This window comes from Paucimonas lemoignei (assembly GCF_004342585.1).
GTDB classification, from domain to species: Bacteria; Pseudomonadota; Gammaproteobacteria; order Burkholderiales; family Burkholderiaceae_D; genus Paucimonas; species Paucimonas lemoignei.
The window spans coordinates 12,154-26,319 of sequence record NZ_SLZQ01000002.1 but is presented as its reverse complement, the minus strand read 5'-3'; the positions used below and the strand labels follow the sequence as shown (position 1 = coordinate 26,319).

Below are 14,166 nucleotides of genomic sequence, written 5' to 3'. Positions count from 1 at the left end.
TCTTCTTATGGCAGAACGATTCTTTCGCAGTATCCGTCTTCTGGCGCAGTGTTATCAGACCTTCGAACAATACTCGAACGCGGACGTGCGCCGCACGAAGCTGACGCCTTCGCAATTCGACATCATCGCCACTTTAGGCAATACGGAAGGCATGACTTTCCGCGAACTTGGCGAGCGGACCCTGATCACCAAGGGGACCCTTACCGGCGTGATCGACCGCCTGGAAGAACGCGGCCTGGTCAGGCGCGTGGCGCAAACCGATGACCGCCGCTGCACCCTGGTGCAATTGACCGAGCACGGCCAGCGCGAATTCGAGCAGGTGTTCCCCGGCCACGTGCAGCATTGCAAACAGCCATTCCTCGACTATACGGAAGAAGAGTTTGCCGCCCTGGAGCGCGAGCTGGGCCGCCTGAAAGCCAGCCTGGATGCCGCCATGACTGATAAAAAAGGCTGACCCCACTTCCTTCACCTGCAATATCCGCTCGCAGCAAAGCAGCGGGCAAGAAAAAAGCCGGCGCATGCGCCGGCTTTTATTTTGGCTTTTTTAGCCTGTTAGTCGCTTGGTCTTAGACCACCGCACCGTCGGTTTCATCCTTCGGCTTGACTGGCTTCATCAAGTCTTCACGCTTGACGCCCAGCCACATCGCCATGGCGGCAGCAACGAACACCGAGGAATAGATGCCGAACAGGATACCGATGGTCAGCGCCACCGAGAAGTAATGCAGCGTCGGACCACCGAACAGCATCATCGACAACACCATCGCCTGGGTCGAGCCGTGAGTGATGATGGTACGCGACATGGTGCGGGTAATCGCATGGTTGAGCACCTCCGGCGTCGCCAGCTTGCCGAAGCGGCGGTCACGGAAGGTTTCGCGCACGCGGTCGAACACCACCACCGATTCGTTCACCGAATAACCCAGCACCGCCAGCACCGCCGCCAGCACCGTCAGCGAGAATTCCCACTGGAAGAAGGCGAAGAAGCCGAGGATGATCACCACGTCGTGCAGGTTGGCGATGATCGCCGCCACGGCCAGCTTCCATTCGAAACGGATCGCCAGGTAAATCACGATGCCGACCACCACCATGGCCAGCGCCAGCAAGCCGTCATGCGTGAGCTCATCGCCCACCTGCGGCCCGACGAATTCGACGCGGCGCAGCTGGACCGTGTCGTCCTGCGCTTTCAGGCCGCCCATCACTTTCTCGCTGACCTGCGCCGAGCTCACGTTCTTCTGTGCCGGCAGGCGGATGATCACATCCTGCGCCGTGCCGAAGCTCTGCACCTGGATGTCCGTGTACCCTTGCTGGTTGATATTGGCGCGGATCGCATCCAGGTCAGCCGGCTTGGAATAGGCAACCTCCATCACGGTCCCGCCGGTGAACTCGATCGACAGGTGCAATCCCTTGTGGAACAGGAAAAACACGGCGGCGACAAAGGTCAGGATCGAGATCGCGTTGAAAATCAACGCATGACGCATGAAGGGGATGTCTTTTTTGATGCGGAATAATTCCATGATTAACCTTTCAATTTCCGCTTAACTTAAGCTTCCGGCTTCCATACCTGTCCGATCGACAGGCTGGTCAGTTTCTTCTTGCGTCCATACCAGAAGTTGGTAATGCCGCGCATGACGAACACCGACGAGAAGATCGAGGTCAGGATACCCAGGCAGTGCACCACCGCAAAGCCGCGGATCGCGCCCGAGCCGAAAATCAGCAGCGCCAGACCGGCGATCATGGTGGTCACGTTGGAGTCCAGAATCGTCGCCCAGGCATGGTCGAAGCCGGCGGCAATGGCCGACTGCGGCGAAGCGCCGGCGCGCAGCTCTTCGCGGATACGCTCGTTGATCAGCACGTTGGCGTCGATCGCCATACCGAGCGTGAAGGCGATCGCCGCCATGCCGGGCAAGGTCAGGGTCGCCTGCATCCACGACAACACCGCAATCAGCAGCAACAGGTTGATCGACAGCGCCAGCACGCTGAAAAAGCCGAACAGGTGATAGTAGATCACCATGAACACGGCAATCGCGACAAAGCCCCACACCACCGAATTGAAGCCTTTTTCAATATTGTCGGCGCCCAGTTGCGGACCGATGGTGCGTTCCTCGACGATTTCCATCGGCGCGGCGAGCGAACCGGCGCGCAGCAGCAAGGCCAGGTCGCTGGCCGCCTCGGAATTGCCCATGCCGGTGATCTGGAAGCGCGAACCCAGTTCATCGCGGATGGTCGCCACGGTCAGGACTTCACCCTTGCCCTTTTCAAACAGCACGATCGCCATATCCTTGCCGATCTTGTTTCGGGTGGCTTCGCGCATCTTGCGGCCGCCATCGCCATTCAGGTCGAGTGCCACGGCAGGCTGATGGTTCTGGTCGAAGGTGGCGGACGCGTTGGAAATGTAGTCGCCGGTGATGACCGGATCCTTGTACAGGATGACCGGCGCGCCGCGACCCACCTTGAACAGCTCGGAGCCGAACGGCACGGCGGCGGTTTCCTCGGTGCCGCGCGAAATCGATTCATCCACCATGCGCACTTCCAGGGTGGCGGTGCGGCCGATGATGTCCTTGGCGCGGGTGACGTCTTGCACGCCCGGCAATTCGACCACGATACGGTCGGCGCCCTGGCGCTGGATCACCGGCTCGGCCACGCCCAGCTCGTTGACGCGCTTGGACAGGGTCGAGATATTTTGCTTCAAGCCGTCTTCCATCGTGGTCTTGATGGCTTCCGGACGCAGAGCTACCTGCAATTTGAGTTCGTCGCCGCTGCCGGCATCGGTCAGCAGGACTTCCGGCAGTTGCCCGGCCAGCACGTCGCGCGCCTGATTGCGGGTTTGCGCATCGCGGAAAGTCACATCGATGACGTTGCCGTTGCGGGAAATGCCGGCGTGGCGCACGTTCTTGTCACGCAGGATGCTGCGTACGCTGGACTGGATCCCCTGCACGCGCTTGTTCATGACCGCCTTGGTATCGACCTGCATCAGGAAGTGCACGCCGCCGCGCAAGTCCAGGCCAAGGTACATCGGCATGGCGCGCAGGCTTTGCAGCCATTGCGGGGTATTCGGCAAGAGGTTAAAGGAAATCAGGAAGGCCGGATCGTTGGGGTCCGTGTTCAATTCCTTTTCCAGGAAAGCCTTGGCCTTGAACTGGGTGTCGGTATCGGCGAAGCGCGCCCGCACGGTTCCCTGTGCGCCGCTTTGGTCATACACCACGCCGGTGGTCTTGATATTGGCCTTTTCCAGCGACTGTTGCACCCTTTCGGCAGTTTCGGGAGTCAGCTTCAGGGTCGCCTTGCCGCTGCTGATCTGCACCGCGGGCGATTCGCCAAAGAAGTTAGGCAGGGTATACAGCACGCCGAACAGCAGCGCGATGACGATGATGATGTACTTCCAGATTGGATAGCGATTCATGGTGCTCCAGCGTTCGGTAGCATGACGGCGATGACGGCATCAAAGCCGCGGCCCGCAGGACTAAGCTGCGGGCCTGCCGCGGTAATTACAGATCCTTGACGGTGCCTTTCGGCAGCAAGGTGGCGACCGTGGCCTTTTGCACGACGATTTCCGTGCCATTGGCGACTTCCAGCGTCACATAGGCTTCGCCCACCTTGATGACCTTGCCGACGATGCCGCCGGCGGCGATGACTTCATCGCCCTTGGCCAGGGCTTCGAGCATGGTGCGCTGTTCTTTCTGACGCTTCATTTGCGGGCGGATCATCAGAAAGTACAGCACCGCAAACATGATGATGATCGGCAAAAAGCTCATCAGGCTGGACTCTGGGCCAGCCCCGGCAGCTTGTGCATAAGCGTTGGAAATGAACACGTTAAACTCCAATAATTAATAGTAAACAGGAACGACCCGGCATTTTAGCATCGGAAAAGCGGTTTGCCGGGCTGATTTACCTTCCCATTTTCCCGGGCTAAACCCGGGCTTGATGGCCGCCTTGATTCCCGGCGGCTTTGTGAAAGCCATTACACTCCGCGTACCCGCTCGGCGTTAAAGCGCGCCACGAAGGCAGAAAATTCGCCGGCCTCGATGGCTTCGCGCATTTCCCGCATCAATTGCAGGTAGTAATACAGGTTATGGATGGTGTTCAGGCGCGCCCCCAGGATTTCGCCGGCGCGATGCAAGTGATGCAAGTAAGCGCGCGAGAAATTGCGGCAAGCGTAGCAACCGCAGGTTTCGTCCAGCGGCGCCGGGTCATCCTTGTAGCGGGCATTCTTGATCTTGATGTCGCCGAAGCGGGTAAACAGCCAGCCGTTGCGGGCATTCCGCGTCGGCATGACGCAATCGAACATATCGATGCCATTGGCCACGCCATCCACCAGGTCTTCCGGCGTACCCACGCCCATCAGGTAATGCGGCTTGTCGGCCGGCAGGCGCGGACCGACGTGGGCGAGGATGCGCAGCATGTCTTCCTTCGGCTCGCCCACCGACAAACCGCCGATCGCCAGGCCATGGAAGCCGATTTCCTCCAATCCGGCCAGCGATTCGTCGCGCAAATGCTCGAACATGCCGCCCTGGACGATGCCGAACAAGGCGTTGGGATTTTCGCCACGGTCGAATTCATTGCGCGAGCGCTTGGCCCAGCGCAGCGACATGCGCATCGAATCGGCCGCTTCCTTCTCGGTGGCCGGGCGGCCGTCGATTTCATACGGCGTGCATTCATCGAATTGCATGACGATGTCGGAATTGAGCGAGCGCTGGATCTGCATCGAGACTTCGGGCGACAGGAACAGCTTGTCGCCATTCACGGGCGAAGCGAACTTGACGCCTTCCTCGGTGATCTTGCGCATCTCCCCCAGCGAAAATACCTGGAAGCCGCCGGAATCGGTCAGGATGGGCTTGTCCCAGCCCATGAAGCCGTGCAAGCCGCCGAACTTGTCGAGCACCTCGGTGCCCGGTCGCAGCCACAGGTGGAAGGTATTGCCAAGAATGATTTCGGCGCCGATCTCGTGCAATTCCAGCGGCGACATCGCCTTCACCGAGCCATACGTCCCGACCGGCATGAAGATCGGCGTTTCCACCGTGCCGTGGTTGAGGGTCAGGCGGCCGCGACGAGCCTTGCCATCGGTTTTGAGTAAGGTGTATTTCATCGTTATCGTTTCAATTTCAACAGCATGGCATCGCCATAGCTGAAAAAGCGGTATTTCTGCGCAATCGCATGGGCATAGGCGGCGCGGATTTCCTCGTAGCCGGCAAAGGCCGACACCAGCATCAGCAGCGTCGACTTGGGCAGATGGAAATTCGTCACCAGGCGCGTGACGGTCTTGAAGGTGTAACCAGGAGTGATGAATAGCCGCGTGTCGTTGCTGCCCGCTTCAAGCTTCCCGGATTGCGACGCCGATTCCAGCGCGCGCATGCTGGTGGTGCCCACGGCGACCACGTTGCGACCTGCCGCTTGCGTAGCGCGCACCGCCTCCACGGTTTCCTGCGGAATCGTGTACCACTCGCTATGCATCTGGTGCTCGGCAAGGTTTTCGCTGCGCACCGGCTGGAATGTGCCGGCGCCGACATGCAGCGTGACGAACGCCATGTTGACGCCCTTGGCGCGCAAGCGCGCCAGCAATTCGTCATCAAAATGCAGGCCGGCAGTCGGCGCCGCAACGGCACCCGGCTCCTTGGCGTAGACAGTCTGGTAACGCTCTTCGTCGAATTCATCGGCGGCGTGCTCGATATACGGTGGTAGCGGCAGGCGGCCGTGCGCCTCGATCAACTCGAACACGTCGGAAGGAAAGCTCAGGGTATAAAATTCCCCGGCGCGCTCGCCCACCGTGACATCGAAGGCATCGGCCAGGCGGATGCTGCTGCCCGGCTGCGGCGACTTGGAAGCGCGCACCTGGGCGTGCGCGGTGCGGTTGTCGAGAATGCGCTCGATCAGGACTTCCACCTTGCCGCCGCTTTGCTTGGCGCCGAAAAAACGCGCCTTCAGTACGCGGGTATCGTTAAACACCAGCAAATCGCCCGGCGAGAGCAAATCGACAACCTCGGTGAATTGCCGGTCCACCAAGCGCGGGCCATCGACCTCCAGCAGGCGCGACGCGCTGCGCTTGGCCAGGGGCGTTTGCGCGATCAGTTCGGGCGGCAGGTCGAAATCGAAATCGGAAAGTGAGTACATGCTGCAAATAATGACGAGAAATCGGGCCGCATGGCAAAATGCCATGGCTAGTTCAGCGCAAAATCATGGCGGCAGCCCGGACAAACCCGCTATTTTACGCTGTGCCGCCGACTTTACGGTTTGCCACTCCAAATGCCCGCATTGAAATCCACTCCAGCCGCCAAATCTGCCGCGAAATCGGACGCCGCCACTGCGGCAGCGCCGGCTGCGGTCAAGGCTAAGGGCAAAGCCAAGGCTGCGGCAAAAACCGCTGCGCGCCCCAACAAGGTCGCCGACAAGCTGGCCCGCCTTGGCCTGAAAACCCCGGCCGACCTGGCCCTGCACCTGCCGATGCGCTACGAGGATGAAACGCAGGTCGTGCCGATCGCCGAAGCCGGCTTCATGGGCGGCTCGGTGGCGCAGGTAGAGGGCGTGGTGACGTCGTGCGATGTGCAATTCCGCCCGCGCCGCCAGCTGGTGGTGACGATTGCCGACGACAGCGGTCCGCTGGTGATGCGTTTCCTGAATTTCTACGGCAGCCAGACCAAGCAGCTCGCGGAAGGCACGCGGATCCGCGCGCGCGGCGAGGTGCGCCACGGCTTTTTCGGCGTCGAGATGGTCCACCCGGCTTACAAGGTGATCAACGAAGGGGCGCCGCTGCCGACCGCGCTGACCCCGGTCTATCCTGCGGGCGAAGGCTTGTCGCAAACCATACTGCGCAAGGCCGTCAACGATGCCCTCTTCCAGCTCGACTGGCACGACACCTTGCCGGAATCCCTGCGCGCGTCGCTGGGCCTGATGCCGTTCGAACAAGCCGTGCGCCTGTTGCACAATCCGCCGGCAGATGTCGATGAACGCGCCCTCGAAGAGCGCTCGCATCCGGCCTGGATCCGCATGAAATTCGACGAATTGCTGGCGCAGCAGCTTTCGCTCAAGCGTGCCCAGCTGGCGCGCCGCAACAAGGGCGCGCCGCCGTTGACGGTCAACGGCGACCTGTCATCGCGGCTGCTGCAGGCGTTGCCCTTCCAGCTCACGCCGGCGCAGCGGCGGGTGCTGGATGAAATTCGCGCCGACCTGCGTCAGCCTTATCCGATGCAGCGTCTTTTGCAGGGCGATGTCGGCAGCGGCAAGACCGTGGTGGCGGCGCTGGCTGCCGCGCAAGCCATCGACAGCGGTTACCAGGCCGTGCTGATGGCACCCACCGAAATCCTCGCCGAACAGCATTTCCACAAGATCGCCGCCTGGCTGGAACCGCTCGGCGTGCCGGTGGCCTGGCTGACCGGCAGCCTGAAGAAAAAGGAAAAGCTCGAAGCGCTGGCCGATATCGCCTCCGGCCATGCGCGGCTGGTGATCGGCACGCATGCACTGATCCAGGAAGGCGTGGAATTCGAAGCGCTGGGGCTGGTGGTCGTCGATGAACAGCACCGCTTCGGCGTCGGCCAGCGTCTGGCCTTGCGCAACAAGGGCTTGACCGATGTGCCTGCGGGTGATGGAACGAATGCGGAAAATGGCCAAGGAAATGTCGCGGATACGGCTACCGTGCCGCACCAGCTGATGATGTCGGCCACGCCGATTCCGCGCACCCTGGCCATGACGTATTACGCCGACCTCGAAGTCTCGGTGATCGATCAATTGCCGCCTGGACGCACGCCCATCGTCACCCGCGTCGTCGATCAAAACCGCCGCGAGGAAGTGATCACGCGCGTGCATGCCGCAGCGCTGGAAGGCCGGCAAGCGTACTGGGTTTGCCCCTTGATCGAAGAATCCGAAGCCCTGCAATTGCAGACCGCCACCGATACCCACGCCGCGCTGCAAGCCGCCCTGCCCGACCTGCGCGTGGGTCTCGTGCACGGGCGCCTCAAACCGGCGGAAAAGCAGGCGGTGATGGATGCCTTCATTCGTGGCGAGATGCACGTATTGGTGGCCACTACCGTGATCGAAGTCGGCGTCGATGTGCCAAATGCCTCGCTGATGGTGATCGAGCATGCCGAGCGTTTTGGCCTGTCGCAATTGCACCAGTTGCGCGGCCGCGTTGGCCGAGGCGCTGCCGCCAGCGTCTGCCTGTTGCTGTATCAAGCCCCGCTGGGTCATGTCGCCAAACAGCGCCTGATGACCATGCGCGAAACCACGGATGGCTTCGAGATCGCCCGGCGCGACCTGGAAATCCGTGGACCCGGAGAATTTCTCGGCGCAAGACAATCCGGCCAGGCCCTGCTGCGCTTTGCAGATCTGGAAACCGACCAGTGGCTTGTGGAAAAAGCGCGCGATACTGCCGCAATGTTGCTGCAAAACGATCCTCCGACGGTAACACGGCACTTGGCCCGCTGGCTTGGCGACAAGGAAGAATTCCTGAAGGTATAAGGAGTGGCAAGATGACTAACGTGAATCTGCGTTATGCTTGCATTTGCCATAGGGGATGAGCAAGATGACCTTAACCGAATTGAAATACATCGTTGCCGTGTCGCGCCATAAACATTTTGGCCATGCAGCGGAAGCCTGCTTCGTCGCCCAGCCGACCCTGTCGGTGGCGATCAAGAAGCTGGAAGATGAACTGGGCGTGGTGATTTTCGAGCGCGGCGGCAGCGAAGTATCCGTCACGCCACTGGGCGCGCAAATCGTCGCGCAAGCCGAGCGCGTGCTGGAGCAGACCGCCGCCATCAAGGAGCTGGCGAAACAGAACAAGGATCCGCTGTCCGGACCGTTTCGCCTGGGTGTGATCTACACCATCGCTCCCTACCTGCTGCCGCAACTGGTCAAGGTGATGATCGAGCAAGTGCCGCAGATGCCCTTGATCCTGCAGGAAAACTACACGACACGCCTGATCGAACTGCTGCGCCAGGGTGAGCTGGATGCCGCCATCATGGCCTTGCCGCTGCCGAGCACGGGCTTGCAAATCCAGGACTTGTACGATGAACCCTTTGTCGTCGCGGTCCCCAAAAACCATCCCTGGGCCACCCGCCCCAGCATTGCCTCCGAAGAATTGAAATCGGAAACCATGCTGTTGCTGGGCGCCGGCCACTGCTTCCGCGACCAGGTGCTGGAAGTGTGCCCGGAAATGGCACGCTTTTCCAATAACGGCGATGGCATTGCCCGCACCTTCGAAGGTTCGTCGCTGGAAACCATCCGTCACATGGTTGCCTCTGGCATTGGCTTGACCGTGCTGCCTGCCGCCTCGGTGCCGCCAACGCCGGACAAGGATGGCATGCTGCGCTATGTCTCCTTTGAAGAACCGGTGCCGTCGCGCCGCGTCGTGCTGGCATGGCGCAAGAGTTTCACGCGTCAGGCAGCATTGGAAGCGCTGCGCCAAGGCATCCTCTCCTGCGATTTACCTGGCGTTACCATGCTGCCCGATGCCAAGATTACTGAAAGCTGAACAAGAAGAATGAATACCGCCGCAATGCCCCATGAAAGCCGTCTGCAACTGTATTGGCGCCTGGTGCGCGCAGATAAGCCGATCGGCATTCTGCTGTTATTGTGGCCGACCTTGATCGCGCTGTGGCTGGCTGCCAATGGCCATCCCGACTGGCGACTGGTGGTGATTTTCAGCATCGGGACGGCCCTGATGCGTTCCGCCGGCTGCGCCATCAATGACTGGGCCGACCGCGACTTCGACCGCCACGTCAAGCGTACGGTGGACCGCCCGCTGACTTCAGGAAAAATCAGCGGGCGTGAAGCCCTGGCGGTCGCCGCCACTCTGGCGATCATATCCTTCCTGCTAATCCTGCCTTTCCTGAATCTGCTGACGCTGCAGCTGTCGGTGGTGGCCGTGCTGCTTGCGGCAACCTATCCGTTCTTCAAGCGTTTCTTTCCGGTTCCGCAGGCTTACCTTGGTATTGCCTATGGCTTTGGCATCCCCATGGCGTATGCCGCTACGCTTAATGCCGTGCCGTTCACTGCATGGCTTTTGTTGGCTGGCAGCGTGCTCTGGACCATCGCCTACGATACGGAATATGCCATGGTCGATCGTGACGACGATATCAGGATCGGCCTCAAAAGTTCGGCGCTGACATTCGGCCGTTATGATGTTGCCATCATCATGCTGTGCTATGCCGCATGGTTACTTCTCGTTCTTTTCATCGGCTGGCAAGCCGGATTGCGCTCCTGGTTTATCGCCGGTTGGCTACTGGCTGTTGGTTGCGCCATTTATCATTATCAATTGATTCGCGAACGTGAGCGCATGCGTTGTTTTGCCGCTTTTCTACACAATAGCTGGCTGGGCGCGGCGCTCTTTGCCGGCGTGGCGTTGGACTACGCCTTGAGCTGACAGACAATGCGCCGTTACACGTCAAGCGCCATCATGCTTTGATTAGGCGCAAGCCATTTCCCTTCTCTCTGCTTACACTCAAATTTCTACTTTCAAGAGGGGATTTGGCCATGGACTACAGTTCGACCAATTCAAGTGATTCGATGGGTAAAGACATGAAAAACGCGGCACGGGATGCCACTGATACGCTGAAGGCAACCGGCCAGCAGCTTGGTGAACAAATGAGCGAGCAATATCGCAATGCCCGTTCCAAGTTCCAAGACACCTTCAGCCAGGCAAAAAGCAACTTTTCTGACATCCAGGAAAATGTCAGCGAACGCACTCGCACTGCGATGGATAGCACGGACCAGTATGTCCGCGATAACCCATGGCAAGCCGTCGGCATCGGTGCCGCTATCGGCGTGGTGCTGGGCTTTCTCATGATGCGTCGCTAATCCGTTTAACGCCGCTACAGGGCCTTGGTGCATCCCAAGGCCCTTTTTCTTTTCTCTTTTTCTTTTCTCTTTCTCCTGCGCTGCGGCCCGCTGCAGAGCCAACCCGGGTCCGGCAAGGATCAACATGCTGCGGGCATCGAACCGATTGCATTTCAGGCAATCACACTCATTGTGTACGCCTTGCTCGGACCTGGCGATGGGATGCCGGTGAAGTTGCGCGCTTCTTTCCCGCTTGCGTGTCACCACGCGCCATCGCACACGGCTGAGTCAGCGTCATTCATCAACACAAAAGGAGCCACCATGTCATCAAGCACCCTGGACCCGGACAACATGCCCGAACCCGACCGCCAGCTTGGCAAAGGACACAGCAACAAGGAACTCGGTCCGAGCGACCTTTCCGACACCGGCAGCGATGTGCAGCCCGGCATACGGGCCATCGACGAGCCGGGATTCGGACTGGACCTGGACCGCGGCACCACGGAAGACCCGGATATCCGCAATATTGAAGCCAGTGACGATAATGAAGACTCGACTGCCACCGGCGAGGATGTCACCGCAGGGCGTGAAGGCGATGTGGAGCTGAATGCCGATATCGAAACCGACCGCATCGATTATCTCAGCCCGGACCTGGATCTGGATGCCGGAACGGAAACCGCGCCGGAAGATTTGCCACCGCCGCGCCGGCAGAATATCGAGCGACCGACGTCACGTTGAACCTGCCGATCATGTTCGGCAGAAGTAGTACATCAGATTAAAGCAGAGAGCGGATAAGGTCCTGAGAATCGCGACTACATCCGCTCCCAGTCCTCGATATCGCCCGGCACGACGCGAAAGGATGGATGCGCTTCCGGCGTGGGAATATCCTTCACATTTTCGTATTTCTCGAGCGAGCGCGATTTCAGCTTGGCCAGCAGATGCTGCCACTCGTATTCAAGCTGCCCCAGCGTGACATCGATTTCCGGACAGGCGGCATTCCTGATGATTTTCGTGTGATCGAACTTGTAGCCGCGACTGGTCGCTTCGATCACCACTTGCGACAGATACGCGCCGATCGCCACCACCGGATCGGCAGCGGCACGGAATCTGTTCAGTTGCGGATGATGCTTGTACCCCTTGGTAAGGCCAAGCAGCACGTTCTGCGCAAGCAAGCCTTCCCGCCACAGGGCGAGCAAGCCTTTCGTATCCAAATATCGCGGGTGTAAAGACCATAGGCGCACTGGGCTATCCTCGTTTGATGCCGGTCCATTTGATGCCGGCCGTTTTTAGTTATCGCAGAAAGCCGGATTATTTCAGCGAAGCGCGCAATTGCCCATTCTTTTTCAAATGATCCGTCAATAATTCGGCAATGTCGCGGCGGTCCAGCCGCTTGGTGAAATCGACGGCATTCATGTTCAACTCGTTGATCAGCGAGGCATCCGCTCCGCGATCGAGCAGCAGCTTCACCGTCGAGAAATGGCCTTCATAGGCAGCGACCATGAGGGGCGTGCTCTGGTTGGGCGAGCGCGCATTGATTTCCGCCCCGCGTTCCAGCAATGTCTCGACGATATCGTTACTGCCGCTGGCCGCGGCGTAATGCAAGGCGTTCCAGTCCGGGCGATTGATGGCGACACCCTTTGCCAGCAGCGTATCCACCGCCGTCCGGTTTTTCTTGAAGGCGGCAATCATCAGGGCATTGTCGCCATTTCTTGCGGTCGCTTCCAGGTCCACGCCGGGCCTATTGACCAGCTCGTGAAACGTATTCACCGAGCCTTCCAGCAAGGCCGTGATCAAACCGGTATTGCCCCGGTACTTTTCCGTGACATTCGGGTTCAAGCCTTGCTGCAACAGGGAACGGACTTCATCGACGTTATCCATTTCCGCAGCCTTGAAAAAATCTTCGATGGCATCGGCGCGGGCCGCCGGCATCAGGACAGCGCCAGTCCAGGCCAGCATGCAAAGCTGGCAAAGAAAAAACCGTATGGATTTGCGCATATCGCTCGTGCCTCCCCGAAGCATCGACTGGCTTATATTCACGCCCTGCCCTTCAGTGACTCCTCACTGTCTTGTCCTGGCGCGTCTTGATGAAGAATATATCCCGGAAAATTCCAGCCCTGCCGGCGACTGGAAAAGCGTCATTTCCCAGTGCCGTTCATCCGGCGTGAAGCGCAGGATATAAATGCCGGAATCATCCGCCTCTATCTTAAAGTAACTATGATCGCTGGCTATCCAGCGATCAATGATTTGTCGGACTTTCACAACCTGGCCGCCCAGTTCAAAGGCGGTAGGCTCGGGTTGGCCTCGATATCCGGGCCGGCTTTCCACATGCAAATCCATCTACAGGCTCCATATTCTTGTTCGTGAATGACTGCTTTGGTGCCTTATTCGACGATGCGTTCAAGTCAAAGTTTCTTGCATTTAATAGTAGCAATCTAGGCCGCCCATTCGGCACGCGCCGTTTTCTTGCGTTCGAGCAGGTTGAGCGCGACTGATTTTTTCAGAATCGGCCAGATAATCAAAAGTTGCGATGTTTTCATTTAAGCCTTTCATACAACTTGTAAACATGTACGCGTCTCTCCAAGCCATTCTCCATCCTTGCAGCCAGATCATCGGCGTCTTGCTGGCCACATCGCTGATATCGGCCGGCGCCGCCCATGCTGCAAGCAATGACAAAATCTCTACCGACCGCCCGGACTTTGTCGAATCCAGCGCAGTCGTCGGCAAGGGCCGCTTGCAGATCGAAACCGGGCTGGCATGGGATCGCACCAACACCGGCGGCACCAGAGAGCGCAGCTTCACCACGCCGGTGTTGCTGCGCATGGGGCTGGGTGATACGTGGGAATTGCGCCTGGAAAGTGATGGCAGGACGATCCATCGGAGCAAGGAGTTAGCCACAGGCGTTGCCACCGTCGAGACAGGTTATGCCGATGCCTCGCTGGGAGCGAAGTGGCACGTAAGGGATGGCCAGGGCAGCACGCCTTCGGTGGGCATACTTCTGAATCTCGACATGAATACCGGCACGGCGTCGTTTCGCGGCAACGGACTGAGGCCATCGCTGCGCGCGACAGCGGAATGGGAATTGCCTGCTGATTTTTCGTTGGGCGTGATGCCGGGAATTAGCTACGACAAGACCGACAGTGGCAAGCGGTTTGCCTCGGGCATATTCGGTATCGTGCTCGGCAAGCAGTGGGCAGACCGCTTCGCCACGTTTATCGAACTGGCTGCGCCGCAGATCGCGCATGCAAGCAATGGCGACTCAATGGTGTACGCCGGCACAGGCGCGACCTATTTGCTGTCCGACTCCTGGCAAGTCGATGCGGCCTTGCGGCGCGGGCTCAACAGGAACACACCCGATTGGGCCTGGACTATCGGGCTGTCGGCAAGGTTTTAGCTGCAGGCGACGTGCGCCTG

The 14,166-nt window shown here is 59.4% G+C and carries 15 protein-coding genes; 7 read left to right on the top strand and 8 right to left on the bottom strand.

Features of this window, described 5'->3' with window-relative positions; all coding sequences use genetic code 11:
- Positions 1–7: 7 nt before the first annotated feature.
- Positions 8–454, top strand: coding sequence for a MarR family winged helix-turn-helix transcriptional regulator (locus tag EDC30_RS03310; protein ID WP_132257302.1), 447 nt, complete (start codon positions 8–10; stop codon positions 452–454).
- Between the two features lie 112 nt (positions 455–566).
- Here EDC30_RS03310 and secF read toward each other — a convergent pair whose 3' ends face one another.
- The 5 genes from secF to queA form a co-directional block, all read right to left on the bottom strand.
- Entirely contained in the window at positions 567–1,511 is a 945-nt protein-coding gene (secF, locus tag EDC30_RS03305; protein ID WP_132257300.1) for a protein translocase subunit SecF, read from the bottom strand.
- Between the two features lie 26 nt (positions 1,512–1,537).
- The gene (gene secD, locus EDC30_RS03300) at positions 1,538–3,397 is read right to left on the bottom strand and encodes a protein translocase subunit SecD (protein ID WP_132257298.1); all 1,860 of its coding nucleotides are present in this window, start codon (positions 3,395–3,397) and stop codon (positions 1,538–1,540) included.
- A gap of 85 nt (positions 3,398–3,482) precedes the next feature.
- Entirely contained in the window at positions 3,483–3,749 is a 267-nt protein-coding gene (gene yajC, locus EDC30_RS03295) for a preprotein translocase subunit YajC (RefSeq protein WP_243656661.1), read from the bottom strand.
- Positions 3,750–3,955: 206 nt separating this feature from the next.
- On the bottom strand, positions 3,956–5,080 hold the full coding sequence (gene tgt, locus EDC30_RS03290) for a tRNA guanosine(34) transglycosylase Tgt (protein WP_132257294.1): 1,125 nt from the start codon (positions 5,078–5,080) through the stop codon (positions 3,956–3,958).
- Between the two features lie 2 nt (positions 5,081–5,082).
- Complete coding sequence (gene queA, locus EDC30_RS03285; protein WP_132257292.1) at positions 5,083–6,102, bottom strand: tRNA preQ1(34) S-adenosylmethionine ribosyltransferase-isomerase QueA; 1,020 nt, start codon at positions 6,100–6,102, stop codon at positions 5,083–5,085.
- Between the two features lie 132 nt (positions 6,103–6,234).
- Here queA and recG point away from each other — a divergent pair, with 132 nt between their 5' ends.
- The 5 genes from recG to EDC30_RS03260 all read left to right on the top strand — a co-directional run bounded on the left by recG (position 6,235) and on the right by EDC30_RS03260 (position 11,493).
- Positions 6,235–8,442 (top strand): ATP-dependent DNA helicase RecG, encoded by a 2,208-nt coding sequence (gene recG / locus EDC30_RS03280; RefSeq protein WP_132257290.1) that lies wholly within the window; start codon positions 6,235–6,237, stop codon positions 8,440–8,442.
- Between the two features lie 64 nt (positions 8,443–8,506).
- Positions 8,507–9,454: a LysR substrate-binding domain-containing protein gene (locus tag EDC30_RS03275; RefSeq protein WP_132257288.1), complete on the top strand. Its 948-nt coding sequence runs from the start codon at positions 8,507–8,509 to the stop codon at positions 9,452–9,454.
- Positions 9,455–9,478: 24 nt separating this feature from the next.
- On the top strand, positions 9,479–10,345 hold the full coding sequence (gene ubiA, locus EDC30_RS03270; protein WP_132257760.1) for a 4-hydroxybenzoate octaprenyltransferase: 867 nt from the start codon (positions 9,479–9,481) through the stop codon (positions 10,343–10,345).
- Positions 10,346–10,455: 110 nt separating this feature from the next.
- A complete protein-coding gene (locus tag EDC30_RS03265) occupies positions 10,456–10,779 on the top strand; it encodes an ElaB/YgaM/YqjD family protein (protein WP_132257286.1) in 324 nt (107 codons plus the stop codon).
- Positions 10,780–11,079: 300 nt separating this feature from the next.
- Positions 11,080–11,493: a hypothetical protein gene (locus EDC30_RS03260; RefSeq protein WP_132257284.1), complete on the top strand. Its 414-nt coding sequence runs from the start codon at positions 11,080–11,082 to the stop codon at positions 11,491–11,493.
- Positions 11,494–11,567: 74 nt separating this feature from the next.
- Here EDC30_RS03260 and EDC30_RS03255 read toward each other — a convergent pair whose 3' ends face one another.
- The 3 genes from EDC30_RS03255 to EDC30_RS03245 form a co-directional block, all read right to left on the bottom strand.
- Entirely contained in the window at positions 11,568–11,996 is a 429-nt protein-coding gene (locus tag EDC30_RS03255; RefSeq protein WP_132257282.1) for a pyrimidine dimer DNA glycosylase/endonuclease V, read from the bottom strand.
- A gap of 67 nt (positions 11,997–12,063) precedes the next feature.
- Positions 12,064–12,750: an ankyrin repeat domain-containing protein gene (locus tag EDC30_RS03250; RefSeq protein ID WP_243656635.1), complete on the bottom strand. Its 687-nt coding sequence runs from the start codon at positions 12,748–12,750 to the stop codon at positions 12,064–12,066.
- 63 nt (positions 12,751–12,813) lie between these two features.
- Positions 12,814–13,092 carry a hypothetical protein gene (locus EDC30_RS03245; protein ID WP_132257280.1) on the bottom strand — a complete coding sequence of 93 codons (279 nt, stop codon included), beginning with the start codon at positions 13,090–13,092 and terminating at the stop codon, positions 12,814–12,816.
- A 226-nt stretch (positions 13,093–13,318) separates the two neighbouring features.
- Between EDC30_RS03245 and EDC30_RS03240 the strand changes: the two genes are divergently transcribed.
- On the top strand, positions 13,319–14,146 hold the full coding sequence (locus EDC30_RS03240; protein WP_132257278.1) for a transporter: 828 nt from the start codon (positions 13,319–13,321) through the stop codon (positions 14,144–14,146).
- The last annotated feature ends 20 nt before the right edge of the window (positions 14,147–14,166 follow it).

What these genes read in the sequence shown, in the direction of transcription:
- EDC30_RS03310 (WP_132257302.1), top strand. Translation starts at nt 8, where the DNA reads ATGGCAGAACGATTCTTTCGCAGTATCCGTCTTCTGGCGCAGTGTTAT.
- secF (WP_132257300.1), bottom strand. Translation starts at nt 1,511, where the DNA reads ATGGAATTATTCCGCATCAAAAAAGACATCCCCTTCATGCGTCATGCG.
- secD (WP_132257298.1), bottom strand. Translation starts at nt 3,397, where the DNA reads ATGAATCGCTATCCAATCTGGAAGTACATCATCATCGTCATCGCGCTG.
- yajC (WP_243656661.1), bottom strand. Translation starts at nt 3,749, where the DNA reads ATGAGCTTTTTGCCGATCATCATCATGTTTGCGGTGCTGTACTTTCTG.
- tgt (WP_132257294.1), bottom strand. Translation starts at nt 5,080, where the DNA reads ATGAAATACACCTTACTCAAAACCGATGGCAAGGCTCGTCGCGGCCGC.
- queA (WP_132257292.1), bottom strand. Translation starts at nt 6,102, where the DNA reads ATGTACTCACTTTCCGATTTCGATTTCGACCTGCCGCCCGAACTGATC.
- recG (WP_132257290.1), top strand. Translation starts at nt 6,235, where the DNA reads ATGCCCGCATTGAAATCCACTCCAGCCGCCAAATCTGCCGCGAAATCG.
- EDC30_RS03275 (WP_132257288.1), top strand. Translation starts at nt 8,507, where the DNA reads ATGACCTTAACCGAATTGAAATACATCGTTGCCGTGTCGCGCCATAAA.
- ubiA (WP_132257760.1), top strand. Translation starts at nt 9,479, where the DNA reads ATGCCCCATGAAAGCCGTCTGCAACTGTATTGGCGCCTGGTGCGCGCA.
- EDC30_RS03265 (WP_132257286.1), top strand. Translation starts at nt 10,456, where the DNA reads ATGGACTACAGTTCGACCAATTCAAGTGATTCGATGGGTAAAGACATG.
- EDC30_RS03260 (WP_132257284.1), top strand. Translation starts at nt 11,080, where the DNA reads ATGTCATCAAGCACCCTGGACCCGGACAACATGCCCGAACCCGACCGC.
- EDC30_RS03250 (WP_243656635.1), bottom strand. Translation starts at nt 12,750, where the DNA reads ATGCGCAAATCCATACGGTTTTTTCTTTGCCAGCTTTGCATGCTGGCC.
- EDC30_RS03245 (WP_132257280.1), bottom strand. Translation starts at nt 13,092, where the DNA reads ATGGATTTGCATGTGGAAAGCCGGCCCGGATATCGAGGCCAACCCGAG.
- EDC30_RS03240 (WP_132257278.1), top strand. Translation starts at nt 13,319, where the DNA reads ATGTACGCGTCTCTCCAAGCCATTCTCCATCCTTGCAGCCAGATCATC.